The sequence below is a fragment of the Nocardia sp. NPDC060259 genome, from assembly GCF_042728775.1.
Taxonomy (GTDB): Bacteria; Actinomycetota; Actinomycetes; order Mycobacteriales; family Mycobacteriaceae; genus Nocardia.
Genome location: NZ_JBHXAY010000102.1, coordinates 1 through 23,340 on the forward strand (window position 1 = coordinate 1; position 23,340 = coordinate 23,340).

24 protein-coding genes and 1 tRNA gene are annotated in these 23,340 nt (G+C 67.5%); 14 read left to right on the forward strand and 11 right to left on the reverse strand.

The annotated features are described in order from the left end of the window. The coding region (locus tag ACFWF2_RS27465) for a hypothetical protein (protein ID WP_379310339.1) at window positions 1-568 on the reverse strand (568 nt) is incomplete at its 3' end. 639 nt (window positions 569-1,207) lie between these two features. Next, window positions 1,208-1,816, reverse strand: a complete 609-nt coding sequence (locus ACFWF2_RS27470; protein WP_379310341.1) for a helix-turn-helix domain-containing protein — start codon at window positions 1,814-1,816, stop codon at window positions 1,208-1,210. Window positions 1,817-1,831: 15 nt separating this feature from the next. On the opposite strand from ACFWF2_RS27470, the gene ACFWF2_RS27475 reads away from it, so the two are divergent. Next, window positions 1,832-2,743, forward strand: a complete 912-nt coding sequence (locus ACFWF2_RS27475; RefSeq protein ID WP_379310342.1) for an MBL fold metallo-hydrolase — start codon at window positions 1,832-1,834, stop codon at window positions 2,741-2,743. An 85-nt stretch (window positions 2,744-2,828) separates the two neighbouring features. On the opposite strand, the gene ACFWF2_RS27480 is transcribed toward ACFWF2_RS27475, so the two are convergent. Further along, window positions 2,829-3,008 (reverse strand): hypothetical protein, encoded by a 180-nt coding sequence (locus ACFWF2_RS27480; protein ID WP_379310343.1) that lies wholly within the window; start codon window positions 3,006-3,008, stop codon window positions 2,829-2,831. A gap of 323 nt (window positions 3,009-3,331) precedes the next feature. Here ACFWF2_RS27480 and ACFWF2_RS27485 point away from each other — a divergent pair, with 323 nt between their 5' ends. From ACFWF2_RS27485 to ACFWF2_RS27500, 4 genes are all read left to right on the forward strand, one after another. After that, the gene (locus ACFWF2_RS27485) at window positions 3,332-4,702 is read left to right on the forward strand and encodes an ATP-binding protein (protein ID WP_379310344.1); all 1,371 of its coding nucleotides are present in this window, start codon (window positions 3,332-3,334) and stop codon (window positions 4,700-4,702) included. Between the two features lie 61 nt (window positions 4,703-4,763). Further along, complete coding sequence (locus ACFWF2_RS27490) at window positions 4,764-5,639, forward strand: ABC transporter permease (RefSeq protein ID WP_379310345.1); 876 nt, start codon at window positions 4,764-4,766, stop codon at window positions 5,637-5,639. Next, window positions 5,632-6,465 carry an ABC transporter permease gene (locus ACFWF2_RS27495; RefSeq protein ID WP_189032919.1) on the forward strand — a complete coding sequence of 278 codons (834 nt, stop codon included), beginning with the start codon at window positions 5,632-5,634 and terminating at the stop codon, window positions 6,463-6,465. The genes ACFWF2_RS27490 and ACFWF2_RS27495 overlap by 8 nt, the downstream gene beginning before the upstream one ends. Before the next feature lie 2 nt (window positions 6,466-6,467). Then, entirely contained in the window at window positions 6,468-7,460 is a 993-nt protein-coding gene (locus tag ACFWF2_RS27500; RefSeq protein ID WP_379310346.1) for an ATP-binding cassette domain-containing protein, read from the forward strand. A 1-nt stretch (window position 7,461) separates the two neighbouring features. Here the strand turns inward: ACFWF2_RS27500 and ACFWF2_RS27505 are convergent, their stop codons facing one another. Continuing rightward, window positions 7,462-7,782 (reverse strand): hypothetical protein, encoded by a 321-nt coding sequence (locus ACFWF2_RS27505; protein WP_379030081.1) that lies wholly within the window; start codon window positions 7,780-7,782, stop codon window positions 7,462-7,464. Window positions 7,783-8,137: 355 nt separating this feature from the next. Between ACFWF2_RS27505 and ACFWF2_RS27510 the strand changes: the two genes are divergently transcribed. Continuing rightward, complete coding sequence (locus ACFWF2_RS27510) at window positions 8,138-8,668, forward strand: DUF4254 domain-containing protein (protein ID WP_379310347.1); 531 nt, start codon at window positions 8,138-8,140, stop codon at window positions 8,666-8,668. A gap of 3 nt (window positions 8,669-8,671) precedes the next feature. Here ACFWF2_RS27510 and ACFWF2_RS27515 read toward each other — a convergent pair whose 3' ends face one another. Genes ACFWF2_RS27515 through ACFWF2_RS27525 form a run of 3 tightly spaced genes read right to left on the reverse strand, consistent with a single transcriptional unit; the run spans window position 8,672 to window position 11,261 of the window. After that, the gene (locus ACFWF2_RS27515; protein ID WP_379310348.1) at window positions 8,672-8,986 is read right to left on the reverse strand and encodes a hypothetical protein; all 315 of its coding nucleotides are present in this window, start codon (window positions 8,984-8,986) and stop codon (window positions 8,672-8,674) included. Further along, on the reverse strand, window positions 8,987-10,135 hold the full coding sequence (locus tag ACFWF2_RS27520; protein ID WP_379310349.1) for a fatty acid desaturase family protein: 1,149 nt from the start codon (window positions 10,133-10,135) through the stop codon (window positions 8,987-8,989). 34 nt (window positions 10,136-10,169) lie between these two features. Further along, a complete protein-coding gene (locus ACFWF2_RS27525) occupies window positions 10,170-11,261 on the reverse strand; it encodes a ferredoxin reductase (RefSeq protein ID WP_379310350.1) in 1,092 nt (363 codons plus the stop codon). Between the two features lie 143 nt (window positions 11,262-11,404). Here ACFWF2_RS27525 and ACFWF2_RS27530 point away from each other — a divergent pair, with 143 nt between their 5' ends. Continuing rightward, complete coding sequence (locus ACFWF2_RS27530; protein WP_379310351.1) at window positions 11,405-12,052, forward strand: TetR family transcriptional regulator; 648 nt, start codon at window positions 11,405-11,407, stop codon at window positions 12,050-12,052. A 125-nt stretch (window positions 12,053-12,177) separates the two neighbouring features. Here ACFWF2_RS27530 and ACFWF2_RS27535 read toward each other — a convergent pair whose 3' ends face one another. Then, window positions 12,178-13,506 carry an MFS transporter gene (locus ACFWF2_RS27535; RefSeq protein WP_379310352.1) on the reverse strand — a complete coding sequence of 443 codons (1,329 nt, stop codon included), beginning with the start codon at window positions 13,504-13,506 and terminating at the stop codon, window positions 12,178-12,180. Window positions 13,507-13,621: 115 nt separating this feature from the next. Between ACFWF2_RS27535 and ACFWF2_RS27540 the strand changes: the two genes are divergently transcribed. After that, on the forward strand, window positions 13,622-14,176 hold the full coding sequence (locus tag ACFWF2_RS27540) for a PadR family transcriptional regulator (protein WP_379310353.1): 555 nt from the start codon (window positions 13,622-13,624) through the stop codon (window positions 14,174-14,176). Next, window positions 14,173-16,203 carry an FAD-dependent oxidoreductase gene (locus ACFWF2_RS27545; protein ID WP_379310354.1) on the forward strand — a complete coding sequence of 677 codons (2,031 nt, stop codon included), beginning with the start codon at window positions 14,173-14,175 and terminating at the stop codon, window positions 16,201-16,203. The genes ACFWF2_RS27540 and ACFWF2_RS27545 overlap by 4 nt, the downstream gene beginning before the upstream one ends. A gap of 165 nt (window positions 16,204-16,368) precedes the next feature. Here ACFWF2_RS27545 and ACFWF2_RS27550 read toward each other — a convergent pair whose 3' ends face one another. Further along, window positions 16,369-17,667: a phosphotransferase enzyme family protein gene (locus tag ACFWF2_RS27550; protein WP_379310355.1), complete on the reverse strand. Its 1,299-nt coding sequence runs from the start codon at window positions 17,665-17,667 to the stop codon at window positions 16,369-16,371. Continuing rightward, the gene (locus ACFWF2_RS27555) at window positions 17,655-17,813 is read right to left on the reverse strand and encodes a hypothetical protein (protein WP_379310356.1); all 159 of its coding nucleotides are present in this window, start codon (window positions 17,811-17,813) and stop codon (window positions 17,655-17,657) included. Before ACFWF2_RS27555 ends, ACFWF2_RS27550 begins: the two co-directional genes overlap by 13 nt. A gap of 128 nt (window positions 17,814-17,941) precedes the next feature. Between ACFWF2_RS27555 and cmrA the strand changes: the two genes are divergently transcribed. The 3 genes from cmrA (at window position 17,942) to ACFWF2_RS27570 (ending at window position 20,693) form a co-directional block, all read left to right on the forward strand. Beyond that, window positions 17,942-18,745, forward strand: coding sequence for a mycolate reductase (gene cmrA / locus ACFWF2_RS27560; protein WP_379310357.1), 804 nt, complete (start codon window positions 17,942-17,944; stop codon window positions 18,743-18,745). Between the two features lie 154 nt (window positions 18,746-18,899). Next, window positions 18,900-20,189, forward strand: a complete 1,290-nt coding sequence (locus ACFWF2_RS27565; protein WP_379310358.1) for a diaminopimelate decarboxylase family protein — start codon at window positions 18,900-18,902, stop codon at window positions 20,187-20,189. A 183-nt stretch (window positions 20,190-20,372) separates the two neighbouring features. Further along, on the forward strand, window positions 20,373-20,693 hold the full coding sequence (locus ACFWF2_RS27570) for a hypothetical protein (RefSeq protein WP_379310359.1): 321 nt from the start codon (window positions 20,373-20,375) through the stop codon (window positions 20,691-20,693). An 11-nt stretch (window positions 20,694-20,704) separates the two neighbouring features. Here the strand turns inward: ACFWF2_RS27570 and ACFWF2_RS27575 are convergent, their stop codons facing one another. Further along, window positions 20,705-22,363 (reverse strand): helicase HerA-like domain-containing protein, encoded by a 1,659-nt coding sequence (locus tag ACFWF2_RS27575; RefSeq protein ID WP_379310360.1) that lies wholly within the window; start codon window positions 22,361-22,363, stop codon window positions 20,705-20,707. 101 nt (window positions 22,364-22,464) lie between these two features. Between ACFWF2_RS27575 and orn the strand changes: the two genes are divergently transcribed. Together orn and ACFWF2_RS27585 are read left to right on the forward strand one after the other, a co-directional pair. Further along, complete coding sequence (orn, locus tag ACFWF2_RS27580; protein WP_379030038.1) at window positions 22,465-23,103, forward strand: oligoribonuclease; 639 nt, start codon at window positions 22,465-22,467, stop codon at window positions 23,101-23,103. Window positions 23,104-23,158: 55 nt separating this feature from the next. Next, window positions 23,159-23,231 (forward strand) — tRNA-His (locus tag ACFWF2_RS27585). The last annotated feature ends 109 nt before the right edge of the window (window positions 23,232-23,340 follow it).

The window sequence follows — 23,340 nt, forward strand, 5'->3', positions numbered from 1 at the left end:
GCGCCGGCTGCGGCGCGGGCTGCGGCGCCGGCTGCGGCGCGGGCTGCGGCGCCGGCTGCGGCGCGGGCTGCGGCGCGGGCGCGGGCACCGGGACGGGCCTCGGAATCGGTGCTGGAGCCGTGATCACCGCGCGATTGAACTCGAGCCGTTGCAGATCCTGAGGGAAAATACTGAATCGTCCGATGTCGTTCTGCCCGAACAGATCACAGTTCGAAGGCATGCTGTCCTGGAACGATGTTCCGTTCACCAGAGTGATCTTGAGTGACGCCACGCCATTCTGGACGAACTTGTCGTCGGAGCCGAGAACATCGATGCTCTGCACCTTTTCGAGCAGCAGCTCCTGGCCGCTGAACAACGGAATCGACAAGCCTGCAATGCTGCAGTACCGAACGGAGTCGGGCTGGACTGACGTTGTTGCGCCGTTGCGATTGACAAATTCTGCGGCGGCACCGGTCGAGGGTTGGATCGGCTGGGCGAATGCGTTGCCGATGCCGGACGCAGTAAGGACCGCGGCGATACCGGTGGCACAGGCCGCGCGCCGAACTGTCTTGATTCTTAACTTGGTCATGGGGTTCCCTTCTTCGACTGCCTCTATCGGCATGTCGAAAAAGGTCCCAAGCTCCGCTAATCGACCCCTTACCGCTGACCAACGAGTTTGTGCAGTCGAGGCGACACGTCCGGAAGTCCAGCCACCGCGGAGTGAGCCGCGCTTGGGGGCAGGTTCGAGTGTTTTCGCCACCCCGAACCCTCGTTTTCACCAGCTAGGGATTTTACGATTTCGCTCGCCCGCGACCTGCATTGGTCCAGCTCAGCACAGTGTTCGCGGGTCAGGAACTTCTAATCCCTAGGTCGCAGATTCGATTCCTGCCGGGGACGCACATGCTCCGCAGCATTTCGCTCCACCAGATAGGGACTCAGCTGTGGTGCCGCGCGCGGGCCGCGGCCGCCGGTCGAGATCGCGCAGCGCTGGCCGTCGGCCTTGATTGCGCCGCATTGCAGGTCGGTCGCGTGCACGGGCACCGGTTGTGGCCGGCGAGCAACTCGATACCGAACGAGGGCTTTCACGCGGCCTGGACCTCTTCTGCGCTCTGGGGACTCCAACATCACAACTCCGACTGAGTGATCCAAGTCACAGACCAGCTCGTCGAAATCCTCACATAGCCCCACGGAGGGTTGAACCGCACCCGAGCCCGCAAGCTGCGGCCGTTCAGGTTCTGCGCGAGATGACCATGATGTATTCGCAGGGAGCATCCGTTCGGTTGGCGAAGCCGTGGTCCGCGTCGGCCTGGAAGAACAGGGAGTCGCCTGCATTCAGGATCTCGCTGATCCCGCCGATCGCGACGGTGAGGGTGCCCTCGAGCACCACGAGTTGCTTCTCCGTACCCGGCGGATACGCGGGCAGCAGCCCGGTAGAGACCTGTGCGGGAAGGTAGTGGACAACCATCTCGCCGCCTCCCGCGCCCGGGGCCGCCGACACCATGTGCCGTTCGAAGCCAGTTTCCGGGTCACGGAAAACGGGGCGATCGTTCTTGCGCAGGACAACGGCCACACCGGACGCAGCAGCAGCTGCTCCACCGATCAGGTCCGAGAGCGACGCGTCGAGCGCGTGGGCGATCCTGGACGCGACGCCGATCGTCGGGCTCTTCTCACCGCGTTCGACCTTGGACAGCATCGCCCGGCTGACCGACGACTGCGTGGACAGCTGTTCCAGCGTCAGGCCCGCCTCCTCGCGGCGTCGCCGTACGTTGCGGCCGAACGCGCCTGCCAGGTCATCACGGTGCTGTGGTTCGGCCACGTTTCCGTCTTGCTCGACCACCGTGCTCCTCGATCGATGGATACCTCGCTGCAGTGTAGACTTTCTCCTAAAGAAGATTTAGTCTTCCATCGGAGAGGCGCGATACGCGCCCAACACGATGGAGGTTCCATGCGTTTGATCTCGAGTGGCCGGCACCATGCCACGTTCGAATTCGGCGGTCTGCAGGTGATCTCGTTGCGAGACGGGTATATCGACATGCCACCGACACGGCTCCGCGACGAGGACGGGCGCCCGCTCCCCGCGCTGCCGACCGCCGTGCCGCTGGCCGGCGACAACTTGCGGCTGTCGGTCAACGCCTTCTTCGTCAGCGACGGCACGCGGTCGGTTCTGATCGACACCGGCGCGTCCAACGTCTGGCACGACCCCACCATGGGATTGATCTACGACGCACTCGACGAAGCGGGAATCGACCGCGCGCATATCACCGATGTGGCCATCACCCACAACCATGAAGACCACGTGAGCGGCCTGATCGCGCCGGACGGTTCAGAGGCGTTCACCAAACTCGAGCGCGTGTGGATCGGCGCGGGCGACACCTCGGTGTTCGCAGGGCGGCTCGAGCCGATCCGCGACCGGGTCGTACCCGTGTCGGAGAAGGTCGCGATCAATGACTGGGTCACCGCGATCCCGACACCGGGCCACACACCCGGTCACACCGTCTACGACGTCAGGAGCGGCACCGACCACCTTCTTGTCTGGGGCGACACCGTTCACGTTCCCACGCTCCAATTCGATCAGCCGAACGTGTCCTGGGAGTTCGACGGCGACCAGTCCCAGGCCCGGGCCGCGCGAGCGGCGCTGCTCGAACAGCTGACCCAACCGGACCACTTCGTAGCCGGCGCCCACCTCGACTCACCCGGCATCGCCCGCGTAACCCCCTCCGGCAATGGTTATGCGCTGGAATACCTCGCACCACCGATCGGCTGATCGAGCCCGTCGGTATGGAGGTGGCCCGCATAGGTACTCGTCGCCCCTGGATTGCCGGGGCGACGTGGCCTGCGTATTCGTTACCTCAGTGCGAGTAGTCCCGGAACGTCATGACGCCGCCGACCAGGACGACCATCACCGTGAGGATGTAGACCGTGACGCGGAACCAGGTCGGCCCGTAGAAACTGACCGCCATCGACGCACCGAGCGCCGCGATAATCAGCACCACACCGTAGAAGGGTGTGCGTTGCTCCCTGTCAACCATTCCTCCAGTGTCCGCCGACGACGCGGCGGTGCCAATGCCCCGACGAACCAGGGCCGCGAGGTACTCAGCGCAGCGCGCCGAGCTCTGACCGCCGAAACTACCGTGACCTGCGGCGACGTTCCAGCACAGTAGTGCGATGACGGCGACACGCCCGGGTACGGGTACCCTTCCCCTCATGTGGACTATTCTCGCCATTTCCGTGGTCAGCTCCGTGATCATTGCGATCCTGTTCGCCACCGGATTCCCGGAGCACTGACGACATTCCGGTAGCTGTCGCATAGCTATCAGGCCCCGATACCGGGGTCAGGTGAGAAGATCGCTGGGTGCCGACCAATAGCCAGCCCAGTGCGCGGTCCGACGACGGCCGCTCGTTCGTAGTCACCGATGCCACCGGCAGTGCGCTCGTCGCCGGTTCCCTGGCCGTGATCGTCGCGGCCGATCGCCGTCAGCTCGTCCTCGTCGAGGAACGGTCGGAGACCTCACCGGTCCGCCTGCGCGGCCGGTTGATCGGCGAGCTGGGCGACAACGGCATCGACGTGCGGGTCGGCTATCCGTTCACCGACGGCGCCGTCGAGATGGTCGACGCGGAAACCGTCCAGACCCTGCACGAGACGACCGGCGCCCTCCTCGACGTCGGGGTGAATCTCACTCCGCCCGGCGGACCGGCCCGGCTGCTGCCCAAGCGGTTCAATCGGCACACCTTCTGGTGTGGTCAGAGCGGTTCCGGCAAAACCTACGCGCTCGGTGTCGTGCTCGAGCAGGTGATCGCGCACACCGCGCTGCCCGTGGTGATCTTCGACCCCAATTCCGATTTCGTCCGGCTCGGCGAGACCGCCACGGACGCGAGTGGCCCCACCGCCGCCGCGCTGCGCGCCCGCGACATCCGGGTGCTGCGCCCACACTCCGAGCAGCCGTTGCGGGCCAGGTTCACCGCGCTGCCGCTGACCTCCAAAGCCGCGATCCTGCAGGTCGATCCGATCGCCGACCGGGAGGAGTTCAACGAGCTGCTCCATCTCGCCGACCAGCTCGCCGCCGCCGAACTCGACGACGCCCTGCCCGACCTGCGAGGCTCGGGGTCCGCGGCACAGCGGCGGCTGGCCATGCGGATCGAGAACCTGGGCCTGCTCGACTGGGAGGTGTGGGCGCGCCAGGATCGGGCGGTGACCGAGGTCGTCGACGAGCGACCCGATGCCACCGTTCTGGATCTGGGCGGATTCTCCACGGCCGCACAGCAACTCGTCGTCGCGCTGGCCCTGCTCGACGACCTGTGGGCGCGGCGCGAGGAGCGGCGTCCCGTCCTGCTCGTCATCGACGAGGCGCACAATCTGGCCTCGCCCCGGCTGGATTCGCCGATCGCCGTCGCGGTGCGGGAGCGGTTGATCCAGATCGCCGCCGAGGGCCGCAAATACGGTCTCTGGCTGCTGCTCTCGACACAGCGGCCGTCGAAGGTGCACCCCGGCATCATCTCTCAGTGCGACAACCTCGCCCTGATGAAGATGACCTCGCCCGTCGACCTCGCCGAACTCGGCACCTACTTCGGCTACGCGCCGTCGGCCCTGCTCGGCCGCTCCCCCTGGTTCCGCCAGGGTGAGGCCCTGTTCGCCGGTGGTTTCGTCCCCGCGCCCGCCCTGGTGAAGGTGAATACGCGGATCACGCCGGAGGGCGGCAGCGACGTCGGGGTGCCACTGCGCTGAGCAGTCGCGATCGTGCCGTTTTCGTCCGGATCACGGTGGGGCCGCCTAGAGTTGACTGATTGTGCGGGGCGATGCGGAGGGGGACGGCCGACTAGCCATCGCGGTGCGTCACTGTTCGTTCCGTCGTCGCAGGCCGAGCGCTGCCGGGGTGTACTGGAAGCTCGCGCGGGCAGGGTTCAAACGGCAGGCGCAGTACAAGCTGGCGATGTTCGCCGGGCTGTTCACCAACTGTGTGTTCGGTTTCGTCCGCGCGGCGGTGATGGTGGCCGCGGTGCGCGCGGCCGGCGATTTCGGCGGCTACGACGAGGGAACCATCGGCGCCTACGTGTGGCTGTCGCAGGCGCTGCTCGGCGCGACGCAGTTCATGGGGCCGCCGATCGACCTGGTCGAGCGGATCAAGACCGGTGACGTCGCCATCGATTTCCTGCGCCCGGTCGACGTCCAGCTCGGCTACCTCGCCACCGACATGGGCAGGGCCGCCTGCACCTTCCTGCCGCGCGGCGTGCCGAGCATCGTCATCGGCGCTGCCACCTTCGGCCTGTCGATGCCGACGACGCCGGTGGCCTACCTGCTCGGGCTGATCAGCGTGCTGCTGGCGGTGGCGCTGTCGTTCCTGTGCCTGTTCGCGGTGGCGCTGATCGGGTTCTGGGTGGTGGAGATACGCGGGATCCGGGTGCTGTACCAGATCGTCGGCACCTTCCTCGCAGGCCTTTTCGTCCCGGTGCACATGTTTCCCGACGTGCTGCGGACCGTCGCCATGGCAACCCCGTTTCCCTCCATCCTGCAAGCCCCGATCGATACGCTGTCAGGGCGGGTAGCGGGGATGGATGCCGTGATCACCGTTGCGGCGCAAGGCTTCTGGGTCCTGCTGATCGGACTGCTCGGCAGAGCGCTGCTGCGAGCGGGACAACGCAGGCTGGAGGTACAGGGTGGCTGAACCGGATTCCGCGCGCATCGTGTCCGGGACCTGGTTCACCCCCTATCTCGCAGTATTGCGTTCGCGTGTGAAAGCACAGCAGGTGTACCGGCTCTCGTTCGCCACCGAGGTGTTCAGCGCCTTCCTCATCGGCCTGGTCGAGTTCGCCGAGGTGTGGGTGATCTTCCACAATGTGGGCACGCTGGGCGGCCTCGACACCAATGCCGCTCTGTTGCTGTTCGGGCTGTCCAACACCTCGTTCGCGCTGGCCCAGGTACTGGTCGGGCACCTCGACTCGCTGCCGGCGATGATCAGGATGGGCACACTCGACGCCTACCATCTGCGCCCGCAGCCGCTGCTGCTTCAGCTGATCACCAGCGACATCTCGTTGCGCAGGCTCGCACGTGCCGCCGTCGCGGTGATCGTGCTCGCCGTCGGGTTGTGGCGCAACGAAATCGACTGGGGCATCGCACCGGTTACCTTGATCGTGATCACCCTGCTGAGTGGAATCGCGCTGTTCTGTGGCCTTTTCGTATGCGCGGCAGGACTACAGTTCTTCCTTATCGACGGTGCCGAGCTCACCAACAGCTTCACCTACGGCGGGTCGTTCGCCGCGATGCAGCCTGCCTCGGTGTTCCCCGCGCCGCTGAAGCTGTTGTTCGGGTTCGCGATTCCCGTCGCGTTCACCGCCTACGTGCCGACGATAGCGCTGCTCGGTCTCCCCGGACCGCCGCTGTTGCCCGCGTGGTCGGCCTGGCTGACACCGGTCGCGGCGGCGTGGGTGTGGTTGCTGGCATTCGCAGCATGGCGGATAGGGACGAGGCACTATCAGGGAGGAGGGGGATAACGATGGACGAGAACAACGCGTCGGAACCGATCATCGACATCGGCGAACTCACCCGACAGTTCACGGTCTACCGCAAGAACGGCAGCCGCTGGCGCAGACACCGGGACACGATCACCGCCGTCGACCGGATGAGTTTCCGGATCGAACGCGGGTCGGCGGTCGGCTATATCGGCGCCAACGGCGCAGGCAAGTCGACGACGATCAAGATGCTCACCGGCATCCTGGTGCCGACCACCGGCACCGTCCGCACCTGCGGCCTGGAACCGGTGCGCCAGCGCAAGGAACTGGCCTCGCGGATCGGCGTCGTGTTCGGGCAGCGCTCCCAGCTGTGGTGGGATCTGCCGCTGCACGAATCGTTTTCGATCCTGGCGGCGATCCACCGCCTCGATCCCGACATCGCCGACAAGCGCACGCACGAGCTGGTCGAACAGCTCGAGATGGCCGATACCCTCGACACCCCGGTGCGCCAGCTCTCGCTCGGTCAGCGGATGCGCGCCGAAGTGGCTGCCGCGCTGCTGCATTCGCCGGAACTGGTGATCCTGGACGAACCGACGATCGGCCTCGACGTGCTGTCCAAGCAGCGGCTGCGCGAATTCCTGCGGGCCGAGCGGATCGAACGCGGGACGACACTGCTGCTCACCACCCACGACATGGGCGATATCGAGCGACTCTGCGATCGGGTCCTCGTCGTCGATCACGGCAGACTGGTGTACGACGGTTCACTGACCGGACTCGGCGCCACCGTCGGCGCCCGCCGGGTACTCGTGGTGGATCTGGCCGCACCGACACCGGATCTCGACGATCTGCCGTGCGGCGCGCAACTGCTGTCCAGCGAGGCGGGCGGCATGCGTCAGCGCCTGGCGTTCGATGCCGAGCACACCACGGCGGCGGCGCTGCTGGCATCGGTGTCGGATCGGGCACAGGTGCGCGACCTGTCGATCGAGGAACCCGGCATCGAGGACGTGGTGCGCCGGATCTACGAATCGGCGCGCTGATTCAGCTCGGCGCGTTCGGGTTTCCGGAGTACAGGCTGATCTCGCCGCTCTCGCCGAGGAAGGCGTTGACCAGCATGATCCGCTGCGCCTGGAGGTCGGAATCCTCCGGTGCGCTGGTGGTGATCGAGATCTGCGGGATGGCAGCCCAGTTCACGACGTAGCGCTCGGGCGGGCCGTCGTCGTCGGACAGCCGCGCGATCCGGAACACCGAGACCGCGCGGCGCTCCATGAGGTCGCCGACGACGTCGGCGATTCGCTGCGGGTCTTCCAGGGCGAACAGGAACCCGAAGGTCAGCTCGGGTGAGGACACATAGGCGGGCACATTTGTCGAGGTTAGTGCATGCGGTAGCGTCCGCGGCGGGCCGCGGTGATCCGATTGCCGGAAATGCGCCGATGGGTAACACGGGGGACGTCTCGTGGTGACCCCGTTGTAACGGTCGATAACAATTCTCGCCGACCCCGGAATTCGTACACCATACTATTGCGCGGCCACGCCGAATCGCGCTTTCCTGAGAGGGTCCCGATTTTTCCCCGGGCCGTCTTCCTCACCGCAGCGTCGCGGATATTCGTCGACGCCCGGGCGGGGCTACGCCGGCGCCGGGGAGTGGACCTCCCCCGAATCCTCCCCGGCTCTGGCGTATCCAAGCTCGAATTCAGCGTGTTCAGGGGCGTGCACCATGCCGATCAATCCCGGCCATCGTGTGGATGCCGCGCAACTCCCGCCGCCCTCGGCGCTGTTGCGGGCTTTTCTGGAATCCAGTGATCCCGACCCGCTGCGGCACCGGGTGCTCGACGCGGCAGGCAGGCTGGCCCGCTGCCATGAGCGCAGGCGCTCGGCGATCGCGGCGGCGCGCGCACCGGAGGCGCCGAGCAGCCGGGTCGCGGCCTGCGGCAGGCTCATCGACGACATCGACCACGATCGCGCCGCCCTCATCACCCGCATCGACGACTGGGTCGCCGCCAATGTGGCGCACCGGGAAGGCGCTTCCCTGCACACCGAGACACTCGGCGCGGTGATCGACCGGATGGCAGCGAAATGGATCGCCGCCCAGCAGGCGCTGGGCGGCGATCCGATCGAGCCGACGACACCGCGGCAGTGGGAGGCCCGGATCCATCTGCATTGGTCCCGGCTGGCCGAATTGACCGACGGCTACCGGGATCTGATCACCGATGTCACCGAGCACCGCAGGCGGTTGCCGGTGTGGTGACGCTCAGTTCTTGTCGGTGACCTCGGCCTCGACGAACACGGTGTCGATACCGGCGTCCTCGCCGACCGGGACGTCCTCGGTCTCGGCCTCGACGAACGCGCCGGCGGCACGCTCGTCGTCGAGCTGCTGCTCGGCATCACGGCGGGCGGCCGCGGCGGCCTCGTTCATCTCGATCGCGTCGGTGACGAACTCGCCGATCTCCCGCGCGACCTCGGCCACCACGCCGGTGATCAATGTCGCGATATTGCCGACATGCCGGGCACCGGAGGACGTCAATTCCTGGACAAGATCTTTATTGCTTTCGAATTTCCCGATCATTTACACGCCCACTTCGGTTGCCTTCCGATTACGCACAACGATAACACCGGGCGTCGGCGCCCTCTTGACGAAGCGATCCGGCACCGACAGCAGGAAGATCTTGGCCCAGACCGAGCCGATCTGCTTGGCGAAACGGCCGGTGTTGTAGGGCAGGCCGTACTTCTCGGCCAGCGCCTTCACCTCGGGCGCCATCTCCGGGTACCGGTTGGCCGGGATATCCGGGAACAGGTGGTGCTCGATCTGGTGCGACAGGTTGCCCGACATGATGTGGAACAGCTTGGAGCCCTTGATATTGGCCGAGCCGAGCATCTGCCGGACGTACCACTCACCGCGGGTCTCGACCTCGGTCTCCTCCTTGGTGAACGTCTGTACACCAGCCGGGAAGTGGCCGCAGAAAATGATCGAGAAGGTCCACAGGTTGCGCACCAGGTTGGCGGCGGCGTTGCCCGCCAAGGTGTGCAGGAACAGCGGGCCGGTCAGCGCGGGGAAGACGACGTAGTCCTTGAGGACCTGCTTGCCCGCCTTCTTACCCTGACCCTTGAGCAGCGGCTTGAGGTCGGACCACTTGCGCTTGCCCTTGATGATGTTGTCGGCCTCGAGGTCGTGCACCATCACGCCCCACTCGAACAGCACCATCAGCAGGAAGGCGTAGATCGGGTTGCCCAGGTAGTAGGGGTTCCACTTCTGGCCCTCGTCGATGCGCAGGATGCCGTAACCGATGTCGCGGTCCATGTCGTGGACGTTGGTGTAGGTGTGGTGCATGTAGTTGTGCGAGTGCTTCCACTGGTCGGCCGGGCAGACCGTGTCCCAGTCGAATTCGCGGGAGTTGATGCCGCGCTCGCGCATCCAGTCGTACTGACCGTGCATGACGTTGTGGCCGATCTCCATGTTGTCGAGGATCTTCGACACACCGAGCGCCGCCACGCCGGCCAGCCAGAACGGCGGCAGGAAGCCCAGGTACATCAGACCGCGGCCGGCGATCTCGAAGCCACGCTGGGTCTTGATGATCTTGTAGATGTAGTCGCGGTCGCGTTCGCCCAGATCGGCTTCGACGCGGGCGCGCAGGTCGTCGAGCGCCTGGCCGAGCTCCTCGACCTGCTCCGGGGTCAGGATGACCGGGCCGTCTTTGCCTTCGGTGAGGATCGTCATGACTGTATCTCCCCTTGGTTGGTTGATCGGTTGTCTAGAGGGCAATGTCGACGTCGCCGACGGCGGTGTTCACGCAGATCTGGATCTGTTTGTCCGGGTCGGCGTCGAGTTCGCCGGTGCGCAGGTTGCGGGTGCAGCCGGAGACCTTGGTCGCGGTGCAGGAGAAGCAGATCCCCATGCGGCAGCCGTATTCCGGGGTCAGGCCCGCCGATTCGGCCTGTTCGAGCAGCGATGCTCCGCTGTTGTCGGCGGCGACGTCGCTGCCGGAGAAGGTGATGGTGCCGGTGGCCTCGGCCGGGTCGGCCGGGACGGTGGTGAGGGTGAATTCCTCGCTGTGCACCCGATCCGCGAGACCCTCGGCCTCGAAGATGGTCCGCACGGCCCGCATCAGCGGCGGCGGCCCGCAGACGAAGGTCTGCGCGTCGGCGAACCACGGGGCGACCCGCTCGAGCTCGTCGTAGTCGAAGAACCCACTGCCGGTCGAGGTTTCGCCGTTCACCACGGCACCCGGCTCGACCGGGTACCGGTACTCCACCCGGAAGTTGGGGCGGCGGTTGGCGATCGCGGTCAGCTCGGCCCGGTGCGGCACCATCTCGGACTGACGCGCGTAGTGCAGGAAGGTGACTTCACCGGTGAAGCCCTCCGCGTCGAGGGTACGCACCATCGACAGCACCGGGGTGATGCCGCTGCCACCGCTGATCAGCAGCACCCGGTCCGGGCGCTGCCCTGGTAGCGCGAAGACGCCCGCGGCGGGCGCCAGGTCGACGACCATGCCCGGCTTGGCGTTGTCGTGCAGGTAGTTCGACACCAGCCCGCCCGGATGCGCCTTCACCGTCAGCTGGATGAACCGGTCGCCCCGGCTCTCCGGATCGATCGGCGAGTAGCAGCGGGTGTGCCGGACGCCGTTGATCGAGACGCCGATCTGCACGTACTGGCCCGCGGTGTGGCCGCGCCACTGCCGGGACGCGCGCAGGGTCAGCGTCACCGAGCCGGGCACCGCGTGCGAGACATGGGTGACCTCGGCGCGCAGCTCCCGCGCGGTGAGCGCGGGGCTGACCAGCTCCAGGTACCGGTCCAGCGGATGCGGCGTCGTCAACGTCTGCACCAGGTCGATCAGTCCCACCATGCGTCTTGCCCCTCTGCGGAAGTCCTTCGGCATGCGATTCACATTTCAGTGCACGCCTGTACACTCACCAGTGTGCCGGATGGACCCATCCCGCTGTCAACCGGCAAAGATGTGAGGCGGGCAACATATCCAGGGAAGCGACTATGGTGAACGGATGTATGCTCACCGATGTGACTGAGCAGGCAGGAACCCGCAACGAGCGCAAGGCGCACACCCGCGCGGCCCTCCTCGAAGGCACCCTGACGCTGGCCGCAGACCGCGGATTCGCGGCGCTGAGCCTGCGGGAGATCGCCCGCTCGGCCGGCATCGTGCCCACGGCGTTCTATCGCCATTTCGCCTCGCTCGACGATCTCGGCGCCACACTGGTCGACGAGGGTGTGACGGCGCTGCGGCTGGCATTGCGCGAGGTCAGGCGCAAGCCGGACGCGCATCTGGCCGATACCGTGCGCTTCGTGTTCGAGCAGGTGCGGGCCAAGCGCGCGCTGTTCGGCTTCCTCATCCGCGAACGCCACGGCGGGCCTGCCCCGCTGCGCCAGGCCATCGCGATGGAGATGCAGCTGATCGTGCGCGAGATCGTGGCCGATCTGTCCCGGGTGCGCGCACTCGACAACTGGAGCACGACCGAGCTCGAGATCGCGGCCGACCTACTGGTCACCACGGTCACCGACGGCATCGCCGCCTACGTCGCCGCCTCGCCGCGCGAGGAGGCCGCGGTGGTCGCGCGCACGGTCATGCAGATGCGCCTGATCGCTCTCGGCATCGGCGGCTGGGTTCCCAAAGCCGCTGACTGAGAGGTATTTCCACTGCTGTCGCCGCATGCGGTCCATGGTGTAACACACCGCACATCCGGCACAGCGGGTATTTCAGAGTACGGGCGTACACACAATGCGGGGCGCGGGTACCTGGTGAAGTACCACTAGGCCGCGACGGTCGCGGGCGCGCGCACCGGCAGCAGCACGAGCAACCCCGCGAGCAGGACGACGAGCAACCCGGCGATCCCGGCCCGGTCGCTGTGGAAGATCGAGACGAACACCCCGAACAGCGCGGGCGCAAGGAACGACACCGCCCGCCCGGTCGTGGTGTACAGCCCGAACATCTGTCCCTCACGTCCCGGCGGCGCCAGGCGCGCCAGGAACGAACGCGCCGAGGCCTGCGCCGGCCCGACGAACACGGTGAGCGCGAGCCCGAAGATCCAGAACATCACCGTGCCGGACACCACCAGCAGCACCAGTCCGCACAGGATCATCCCGACCAGCGACGCCACGATCACCCGCTTGGGCCCGAGCCGGTCGTCGAAGCGGCCCGCCGTGATCGCCGCCGCACCCGCCACGACATTGGCGGCGATGCCGAACAGCAGCACATCGGCGTCGGCGAAGCCGTACACCTGCACCGCGAGCACCGCGCCGAAGGTGAACACCCCGGCCAGCCCGTCGCGGAACACCGCGCTGGCCAGCAGGAACCACACCGTGTGCCGGTCTTGCACCCACAATTCCTTCACATCACGCCACAGCACGCGGTACGAGCCGAGGAGACCGGCCCGCGCCGCGCCGGGATCGGCCGTGGTGCGCGGCAGTTCGGGCACCGCGAACAGCACCGGCAGCGCGAACGCGGTGAACCAGACCGCGGCGAGCACGATGGCCAGCCGGACATTGAGGCCCTGATCGGTGGGTATCCCGAACACGCCGCGGGTATCGCCGTCTCCGGCCAGGAAGCCCACGTAGCAGATCAGCAGCAGCACGATGCCGCCGAAATAGCCCATCGCCCAGCCGAATCCGGAGACCCTCCCGACTGTGGCCGGTGTCGACACCTGCCGCATCATGGCGTTGTAGGGCACCCCGGCCAGCTCGAACACCGCCGAGCCGAAGGCCAGCAGGGCAAGGCCGAGCCACAGGTCGTGATAGTCGTCGCGGACGAAGAACATCAGCGACATCGCGCCGACGGTGAGCGCGGTCAAAGTCGCCAGGGCCCGTTTCCTGGAGCCGACGGCGTCGAAGTACTGCCCGCAGACCGGCGCCGTGAGCGCGACGACCAGGCCGGCGGCGGCCAGCGCCCAGCCCAGCCAGGCGCTGGCCGGGGTATCGCCCGGCAGATCGTCGCCGACCTTGTCGGTGAGATACACCGAGAACACGAAGGTCAGGGTGACGGCCTGGAACGCCGACGACCCCCAATCCCACAGCCCCCACGCCAGCACCTGCCCGCGTCCGGCCGCCTCGCCGACGGTCTCGGACGCGTTCACCTCGGTCATGCCCGAAGCGTAGAGGGGATCGCGGCTCCCGGCAGGACACATCGGTGTTTCGGCACGCCGTCAATTCATATGAACCTGGTTGCATAGTACCGCGCGTTCCGGATACCCTCGTCCCATGGCACTGGAGCACGCGCTGCTGGTCTCGCTCAGCGAACGGGCCGGCTCGGGCTATGAACTCGCTCGCCGATTCGACAAGTCGATCGGCTACTTCTGGAGTGCCACCCACCAGCAGATCTACCGGGTACTCAAGCGTATGGAGGATTCCGGCTGGGTGACCGTGGAATCGGTGGCTCAGCAGGGAAAACCCGACAAGAAGGTGTACTCGGTCGCGCCGGAGGGCCATACCGAACTGGCCCGCTGGATCGCGGAACCCACCGAGTCCAGCCCGTCCCACGACGAGCTCGGCGTGAAGATCCGTGGCGCCGCGTACGGCGACATCGACGCCGTCTGCGCCGAAGTGACCCGCCATCGCGCCCAGCACGCGCAGCGACTCGATGAGTACCTGCTCAGCGAAAAGAAATTCTTCCCGGCACCGGACCAGCTCTCCGGCGCCGCTCTGCACCAGTATCTGGTGCTCCGCGCGGGCATCCGTGCGGAGTCCGGCTACGTCGAATGGTGCGACGAAGTATTGCAGGCCCTGCGACCGCGAAAAGGTGACAACCGCCCATGACGTCCTACCCCCACCTGTTCGAGCCACTCGACCTCGGCCACACCACCCTGCGCAACCGGGTGGTCATGGGCTCCATGCACACCGGTCTGGAAGACCGCGCCTGGGACACCAACAAGCTGGCGGCCTACTTCGCCGAGCGCGCCCGCGGCGGTGTCGGCCTGATCATTACCGGTGGTTACGCCCCCAACCGCACCGGCTGGCTGCTCCCGTTCGGCGGCAAGCTGACCACCAGGACCGAGGCCTACCGCCACCGCAGGATCACCAAGGCGGTGCACGCCGAGGGCGGCAAGATCGCCATCCAGATCCTGCACGCCGGTCGCTATTCCTATATGCCGACCAGTGTTTCGGCCTCGGCGATCAAGTCGGCGATCAACCCGTTCAAGCCGCGCGCGCTGTCGAGCAAGGGCGTCGAGAACACCATCGACGACTACGCCCGCTGTGCCGAGCTGGCCAAGTTCGCCGGCTACGACGGCTGCGAGATCATGGGCGGTGAGGGCTATTTCATCAACCAGTTCCTCGCGCCGCGGGTGAACAAGCGCACCGACAAGTGGGGTGGCACGCCGGAGAACCGGCGCAGGCTGCCCGTCGAGATCGCCAAGCGCATTCGCGCCAAGGTCGGCCCCGATTTCATCATCGTGTTCCGGCTGTCGATGGCCGAACTGGTGGAGAAGGGCCAGACCTTCGAGGAGATCATCGCCCTTGCCCAGGAATTGGAGGCCGCTGGCGTCGACATCCTCAACACCGACATCGGCTGGCACGAGGCGCGGGTGCCCACCATCGTCACCTCGGTGCCGCGCGCGGCGTTCGTCGAGTTCACCGCCAAGATCGCCCGCAAGGTGACCATTCCGGTGTGCGCGTCGAACCGGATCAACATGCCCGAGATCGCCGAGGAGATCCTCACCCGCGGCGACGCGGCGCTGATCTCGCTGGCCCGCCCGCTGCTGGCCGACCCGGAATGGGCCAACAAGGCCGAGGGTGACCGCACCGACGAGATCAACACCTGCATCGCCTGCAACCAGGCCTGCCTCGACCACGCCTTCGGCAACAAGAAGGTGTCGTGCCTGGTCAACCCGAGAGCGGGCAGCGAGACCACGCTGCAGCTGCTGCCGACGCGCCGGGCCAAGCGCTTCGCGGTCGTCGGCGCCGGTCCGGCCGGGCTCTCGGCCGCTGTCAGCCTCGCCGAGCGCGGCCATCACGTCGACCTGTTCGAGGCCGACGACAAGATCGGCGGCCAGTTCGACATCGCGCGCCGCATCCCCGGCAAGGAGGAGTTCGACGAGTCGATCCGCTACTTCCGCCGCAAGATCGAGCTGACCGGTGTCACCCTGCACCTCGAAAAGCGCGTCGACGCGGACGAATTGATCGCGGGCAAGTACGACTCGGTGGTGCTGGCGACCGGTGTTCGCCCGCGCATCCCCAACATCCCCGGCATCGACCATCCGATGGTGCTGTCCTACGCCGAGCTGGTGAAGGAGGAGAAGCCGGTCGGCAAGAAGGTCGCGGTGATCGGCGCCGGTGGCATCGGCTACGACGTGAGCGAATACCTCACCGTCGAGGGGCATCCCACGCTCAAGCTCGACGAGTGGAAGGAAGAGTGGGGCGTGGACTCCGAGGACGAGCAGGCCCGCGGCCAGCTCAAGGAGCCCAAGCCCTCCCCCGCCGCCCGCGACGTGGTACTGCTGCAGCGCAAGTCGACCCCGTTCGGCAAGGACCTCGGCAAGACCTCCGGCTGGGTACATCGCGCCGCGATCAAGGCCAAGGGTGTCGAGCAGGTCGGCGGCGTGAACTACGAGCGCATCGACGACGCGGGCCTGCACATCAGCTTCGGCGAGAAGCACGAGAAGCCGCGTGTCATCGAGGTCGACAATGTGATCGTCTGCGCCGGACAGGAATCGGTGCGCGAACTCGAGGAGCCGCTGCGCGCGGCCGGCGTCGACCTGCATCTGATCGGCGGCGCCGACCTGGCCGCCGAACTCGACGCGAAGCGGGCCATCGACCAGGGCACCCGCCTGGCGGCGCGCCTGTAATCCCCGAACCCGGTCGTCCGACGCGACGGACGACCGTCGCACCGCCCCGCCCACCGAACTCGCATCCGGTGCGCGGGGCGGTGTTCTGTTCCGGGCTCGATGGCGCCTGCGTGCGGTGTCGGTGGCGGGACCGCGGATCAACACCGACGGCTGCGCCGCGCTCGACTATTCGGCGGCCACATCGCGAACGAGGGCGCGCAGCTCATGTCCGGCCGGTGTCCGGAACCAGGACAGGTGGCCGAGTAGCCAATCCTGGTAAGCGATCTCGGCATTGCGCGGCTGGGCGGCGACGGTCAGGAAGTAGTCGATCTCGGAGAGCTCGTAGCCGATGTGCACGAGTGGGAGCAGGTCGGCGAGCAGGGTCTGCTCGGCGCGGGACAGCGGTCGCACCGATCGGTACCCCTGGATCAGGGCGCGCACCTGGTCCTCGCGGACGTGCGCCGATCCGCCGTCACGGAGCGAAACCCAGTCCACCGCAGCGCGTTCGATGGCGGTGGCGAGGTCGAAGACAGCGGTCGTGCGGTTGGCGAGGCCGAAGTCGAACACCGAGGTCACCTCGTCGGATTCCCACAGCAGGTTGGTCGGGTGCCAGTCACCGTGCGTCCACAACGGCGCGACGACGGTGAGATCGACGCGCAGATCAGGTATTTCGGCACGCCACTCGCGGTCGGCAAGGAACCGGGCGACGGCCGGTCGGTGGGCGATGTGCCATTCGAAGGCGCCTACGACGCTGTCGCAGTGCAGACTGGCCACCAGGGGACGCGCGGGGCGGACAGGCGCTTCGAAACCTGTTGCGGCCAGGTGCAATCGGGCCAGCATCATTCCGGCCGCAGTGGCGTCACCCGGGTCGCGGTACGGCGTCCAGGAGAAGTCGGCACGGTACCGGTCCTCCCCCAGACCCATACCGTGTACTTCGTAAACGAAGCCGTCGGACACTCGATCGGCCGCCGCGGCCCCGCCCTGCGCCGCGGCATACCCGGCCATCCCCTGCGGGAGCACGGTGGTGGCTCGCCACCGTAAGGAGGCGGCTTCCGGTGCTCGAGCAGCGGCTCCGGGCGCCTCTGTGTCCGGCGACGAGTCGTCGGCGTCGCGTGCGTGCTCGGCAGGTTCCCGCGTCGGACCGGATGGTGTGGCCCAGTTGCCCACGGCGGACCACACTTCGGGCACCGGAATGCCCGCGTTGCGCAGATGCGCCATGAACCGGTGTTCCTCGGCGAGCGCCGCCTGGTCACGCAGCCGCAGCGGCAGGCGCTTCACGACAACCCGCGCGCCGTCGCTCAATCGCACGCCCACCGTCGAGGACAGCGGACGCGCGCTGCGCCATTCGATCTCGGCGGGCTCGGGTCCGCCCCAGGTCGCGGCGACAGCCCTGGCGATCTCGTCCTCGGTCGGCGAAGGCCAAGTGGGCGCGGCCGTCGGCTCATCACCCATCCCGAACACCGGCGGGTCGGTCACGACAGGCACGCGCGGGTCGGTCGAGGTCCGCCGATGCCAGGGGCCGTGGTCCAGAAGGCGGGCTGGTCGGCGAACCCGAAGGTGCGCGGCGGCTCGGTGGTGAGCGGCAGCGGCGCCTCCCGGTCGGCCCGGCTGGTTGGTGCGTCGGTCGTCATGACAGCTCTCAGCCTATGGGCCCGGCGACCGGATCTCGCGACCACCGCGGACGAGCCGCCCGCTCACGTCGCACCGACCGCCCGACGTGGCCACCGCCCGGTCGACGCCGATCCCCTAAGCTCCCCGTGTGAGCTTGCCCTCCCCCACTGCAGACAATCGTGCCGTCGTCACCGGCGCGTCCTCCGGCATCGGCACCGCGCTGGCCGCCGAACTGGCGGGGCGCGGCTACTCGCTGATCCTGGTCGCCCGGCGCGGTGAGATCCTCACCGAACTGGCCCAGCGGCTGACGCTCGCGCACGGCATCACCGCCGAGGTGCGTGCGGTCGACCTCGCCGACCGCACGCAGCGGGCCAGCCTCGTCGACGAACTCGCGGTGCGCGATATCGCGATCCTGTGCAACAACGCGGGCATCGCCACCTTCGGACCGGTGGCCGAGCTGGACTTCGCCTACGAGCGGGCGCAGATGGAACTCAACGCCACCGCCGTGCACGACCTGACCCTGGCCGTGCTGCCCGGCATGATCGAGCGCAAGGCGGGCGGCATCCTGATCAGCGGCTCGGCCGCGGGCAACATGCCGATCCCGAACAACGCCACCTACGCGGCGTCGAAGGCGTTCGCCAACACCTTCTCCGAGTCGCTGCGCGGCGAACTCAAGGGCAGCGGCGTCAATGTCACCCTGCTGGCGCCCGGTCCGGTGCGCACCGAGACCCCGGCGCCCGAGGACGAGTCGATCGTCGACAAGATGGTCCCCGATTTCCTCTGGGTCTCCTCGGAGTACACCGCCAAGGTCTCCATCGACGCGCTGGCCCGCAACAAGATGCGCATCGTGCCCGGCCTGATCAGCAAGGGCATGAGCGTCGCGGGCAACTACGGCCCGCGCGCGGTGACCGCCCCGATCGCGGGCGCGTTCTACAAGAAGCTGGGCAACTGACACTCGCCTGGCGGGTTGCCACGTCAGCAACCCGTCAGGAACATCGCCCAGGTGGTCAAGGACCCGTAAACAGCGAGTTCAGCGGCCCGCAGGCGGCGTAGTCCTGGAATCGGCCCCGCCGTTCGGAGCGCGGGGGCGTCCCCAGGAGACCACCGTGACGTTGCTCGACATCTTCCCGTCGTTGCGCGCGACCACCGTGCCGCGGCTCGACCCCGCGGTCTGGCCGGCCGACACCCACTACGACGCCGACGGCCGGATCACCCTCGGCGCGGTGGCACTCGCCGATCTCGCCGACCAGTTCGGAACTCCGGTCCACGTGGTCGACGAAGCCGAGGTGCGCGAACGCTGCCACGCCTACCGCAAGTACTTCCCCGACGCCGAGATCGTCTACGCGGGCACCGCGTTGATGGTCGGCGCGGTGGCGCGCTGGGTCGCCGAGGAGGGCCTGTCCGTGCAGGTCGGGTCGGCGGGCGAACTGTCGGTGGCGCTGGCCGCCTGCATCGATCCGCGCCGGATCGTGTTGCACGGCAACGGCAAGACCTTCGACGAACTGCAGTCCGCCGTGGCCTGCGGCGTCGGCCGCATCGTGGTCGGCTCGCTCACCGAGATCACCCTGCTCGCCGCGCTGGCGACCACACCGCAGCAGGTGCTGTTGCGCGTCGCGCCCGGCATCGAGGTGCCCGGCGGTCCCCAGTTCGGCTTCCCGCTCGGCGGCGATTCGTTCGAGACCGCCGTCGCCAGGATCGCCACCCAGCCGAACCTGCAACTCATCGGACTGCACTGCCATCTCGGCGCGCAGATCCACAATCCCGACCACTACGGCGAGGCGATCCGCCGGATGATCGGCGAGATGGCCTGGATCGACAACGAATACGGCATGCTGCTCACCCATCTCGACATCGGCGGCGGGCACGCGGTGGCCTACCGCAGCGGTGACGCCGAGCTCAATCTGCACGAGCTCGCCGACATCCTCGACGACGCACTGGACGCGGCCTGCGCGCGGCACCGCTTCCCCCGCCCCGCGCTCACCATGGAACCTGGGCGGGCGATCGTCGCCAGGGCCGGTGTCACCCTGTACCGGGTGCTGGCCGTCACCGAGACCACCGACGGTGGGACCAGGGTGATCGTCGACGGCTGTGGCGGCGGGAACGGCAGTGCGGTCGTGGTCAACCGGCACCCGACCGGCGCGCAGCTGACCGCGTCCATCGCGGGCAGGCACAGCGAATCCGGGCAGCTCATCGCCACGGGTGTGCGCCTGCCCGCCGATCTGCGCCCTGGCGAAGTACTCGCCGTGCCGTGCACCGGCGCCTACCACCATGGGCTGGCCTCGACCTACCGCACCGTCGGCAGGCCGCCGATCGTCGCCGTCGCCGACGGCCGCGCCACACAGTTGCTGCGCCGGGAAACGACCACCGATCTGCTGAGGCGCGAACTCCCCGAATAAAGCCGGTATTTCCGCCGCCACCGGTCTGGTGGCGGCACGGTCGCGCGCCTACTATCAGATAAGTCGGGGAATATCAACCAACTCGACAGACGGCGCGCAGAGCCGAGGACGAGCGCGCCGGAAAAGGCAGCCATGAAGATCTACGGAACACGCGAGGTCGGCGTACGCCGGCTACTTATGAGTATGGCAGTGGTTGGTGCGGCCGTCACCTTCCCACTGACAATGGCGACCCCAGCGCTCGCCCTGCCCGCCGCCGTCCCAGACCTGGTACAGACCGACCGCGGACGGTGCAACGACTGGAACCGCGGCTACGGCTACGACCGCTGCGACCGCGGCCACCGCTGTGACTACAACTGCGACCGCAACTACCGCTGTGACAACGACTGGTACGGCCGTGGTTACGACCGCTGCGACCGCGGCCACGGCGGCGGCTACGGCGGCGGCTACGGCGGCGGCTACGGCTGGAACAACTGGTTCCCCTGGGGCTGGTTCGGCAGCAGCTGAGCCGAACTCCGCTAGCGCCGCCGGGTGCCGAAGATACTGCGACTGATCTCGCGACCGGCGGCGCTCGCTGCTGAGCGCAGGAAGCTCTTCACCGCCGGGTTTTTCATGATCCGCTCGGCCGCCGAGTCCTCTTCCTGCGGTGCCTGCGCGCGCCCCGGCGCCTGCGGCGTCTCGGGCGTCGGAGCGGCGGCGGCCACACTGGCCAGCAGCATCTCGTAGGCCGACTCCCGGTCGACGCTCTGCCCGTACTTGCCCTGCAGGGCGCTCGACAGCGCTTTGGACTTGATCCGGTCGTCGCCGATGGTGTCCATCAGCGAACGCGGCGGCGCGACCTTGGTCCAGGCGACCGGTGTCGGCGCGCCCTTCTCCGAGAGCACGGTGACGATCGCCTCACCGGTCCCCAGCGAGGTCAGCGCCTCCTCCAGGTCGTAGACCGTCGACTTCGGATAGGTCCGCACCGTCTTCGCCAGCGCCTTCTGATCGTCGGGGGTGAAGGCGCGCAGCGCGTGCTGGATCCGGGCGCCCAGCTGCGACAGCACCGGATTCGGGATGTCGGTGGGCAACTGGGTGCAGAAGAACACACCGACGCCCTTGGACCGGATCAGCTTCACCGTCTGCTCGACCTGCTGCAGGAACGCCTTGGACGCGTCGGCGAACAGCAGGTGCGCCTCGTCGAAGATGAAGATCAGCTTCGGCTTGTCGACGTCACCGACCTCGGGCAGCGTCTGGAACAGATCGGCGAGCACCCACATCAGGAAGGTGGAGAACAGCACCGGCCGCGCCGCCTGCTGGCCGAGCTCGAACAGCGTGATCACGCCCTGCCCGCCCGCGGTGCGCAGCAGATCGGCCGGGTCGAGTTCGGGTTCGCCGAAGAACGTGTCGCCGCCCTCGGCTTCCAGATTCACCAGGGCGCGCAGGATCACGCCCGCAGTCTGCGCCGAGACACCGCCGATGCCCTTGAGATCTTCCTTGCCCTCCGGGCTGGTGAGATGGGTGATCACCGCGCGCAGATCCTTCAGGTCCAGCAGTGCGAGGCCACGCTGGTCGGCCCAGTGGAAGATCAGCCCGAGGGTGGATTCCTGGGTGTCGTTGAGGCCGAGCACCTTGCTGAGCAGGATCGGGCCGAACGAGGTGATCGTCGCCCGGATCGGCACGCCGATGCCGCCGGTGCCGAGCGAGACGAACTCGGTGGGGAAACCGCTCGGCGCCCAGCCGCTCGCGCCGGTCTCGGTGGCGCGGCCGCGGATCTTCTCGTTGTCCTCACCCGGTTCGCTCAGCCCCGACAGGTCGCCCTTCACGTCGGCCATCACCACGGGAACGCCAGCGCGGGACAGTTGTTCGGCGATGCCCTGCAAAGTCTTGGTCTTGCCGGTGCCGGTGGCGCCCGCGACGAGGCCGTGCCGGTTCATCATCCGCAGCGGAATGCGCACGCGCGCCGCGGGATCCGCCGCACCGTCGATCATCACCGTGCCGAGCTCGAGCGCCGGTCCGTCGAACGCGTAACCCCCCGCGATCTCGCCGGCCTCGCCGGATGCGATAGCTGATCCGGTGCCCGCGGCGGCGGCTTCCTTTTCGGCGGCCTCCGCTGCCGCGGCCGCTTCGGCGGCGACCCGCGCGGCCTCCTCGGCCGCCTTGCGTGCCGCTGCCGCCTTCTCCTGGGGGGTGGTCATTCGCGCGTCCTCCGTCTGGTCATGACTGCCGTACGCAAGAAATGCTCGAAACGTCTGCGGGGAATTCCAAGCAAACTGTATCGCCCGTTAGGGTGGCTCAGGTGTCCGACAAACTCTTGGTCTGGATGGATTGCGAGATGACGGGGCTCCGTCTCGACAGCGACAAGCTGATCGAGATCGCCGCGCTCGTGACCGACAGCGACCTGAATATCCTCGGTGACGGTGTCGACATCGTCATCCACGCCGACGACGCCGCACTCGCCTGCATGCCACCGGTCGTCGCCGATATGCACGCGAAATCCGGTCTCACCGAAGAGGTTCGGCGTTCCACCGTGACCCTCGAGCAGGCCCAGGCCGAAGTGCTCGACTACATCCGCCAGTACGCGCCCACCGCGCGCACCGTGCCGCTGTGCGGTAACTCGATCGCCACCGACCGCGGTTTCATCGCCCGCGACATGCCCGAACTCGACGAGCACCTGCACTACCGGATGGTCGACGTGAGCTCGATCAAGGAGCTGTGCCGCCGCTGGTATCCGCGGATCTACTTCGGTCAGCCGGAAAAGGGCCTCGCGCACCGCGCCCTGGCCGACATCAAGGAATCCATCCGCGAGCTCGAGTACTACCGCCGCACCGCGTTCGTGCCGCTGCCCGGACCCTCCACCACGGAGATCGCGGCGGTCGCCGAAGCCGTCACCGAGGCCATCGATGTCACCGGATCAAGCCCCCGACCAGCGGATTAGGGCTTGGAGGCTGAGACAAGCTAGTATTTACCGCGCCGGTGAATAACCGGTGATGGTGACTGTAGTTCAGTTGGTAGAGCACCAGGTTGTGATCCTGGCTGTCGCGGGTTCGAGTCCCGTCAGTCACCCCGAACAGAAGGGGCGGGGCGCGCCGGCCCGGCCCGCGGGGGGTGAACCGCACCGGTGAACCGGGGGTTAATAAAAAAAGAACCGGGCCGCCGAAGTGGGGGGGTTGTT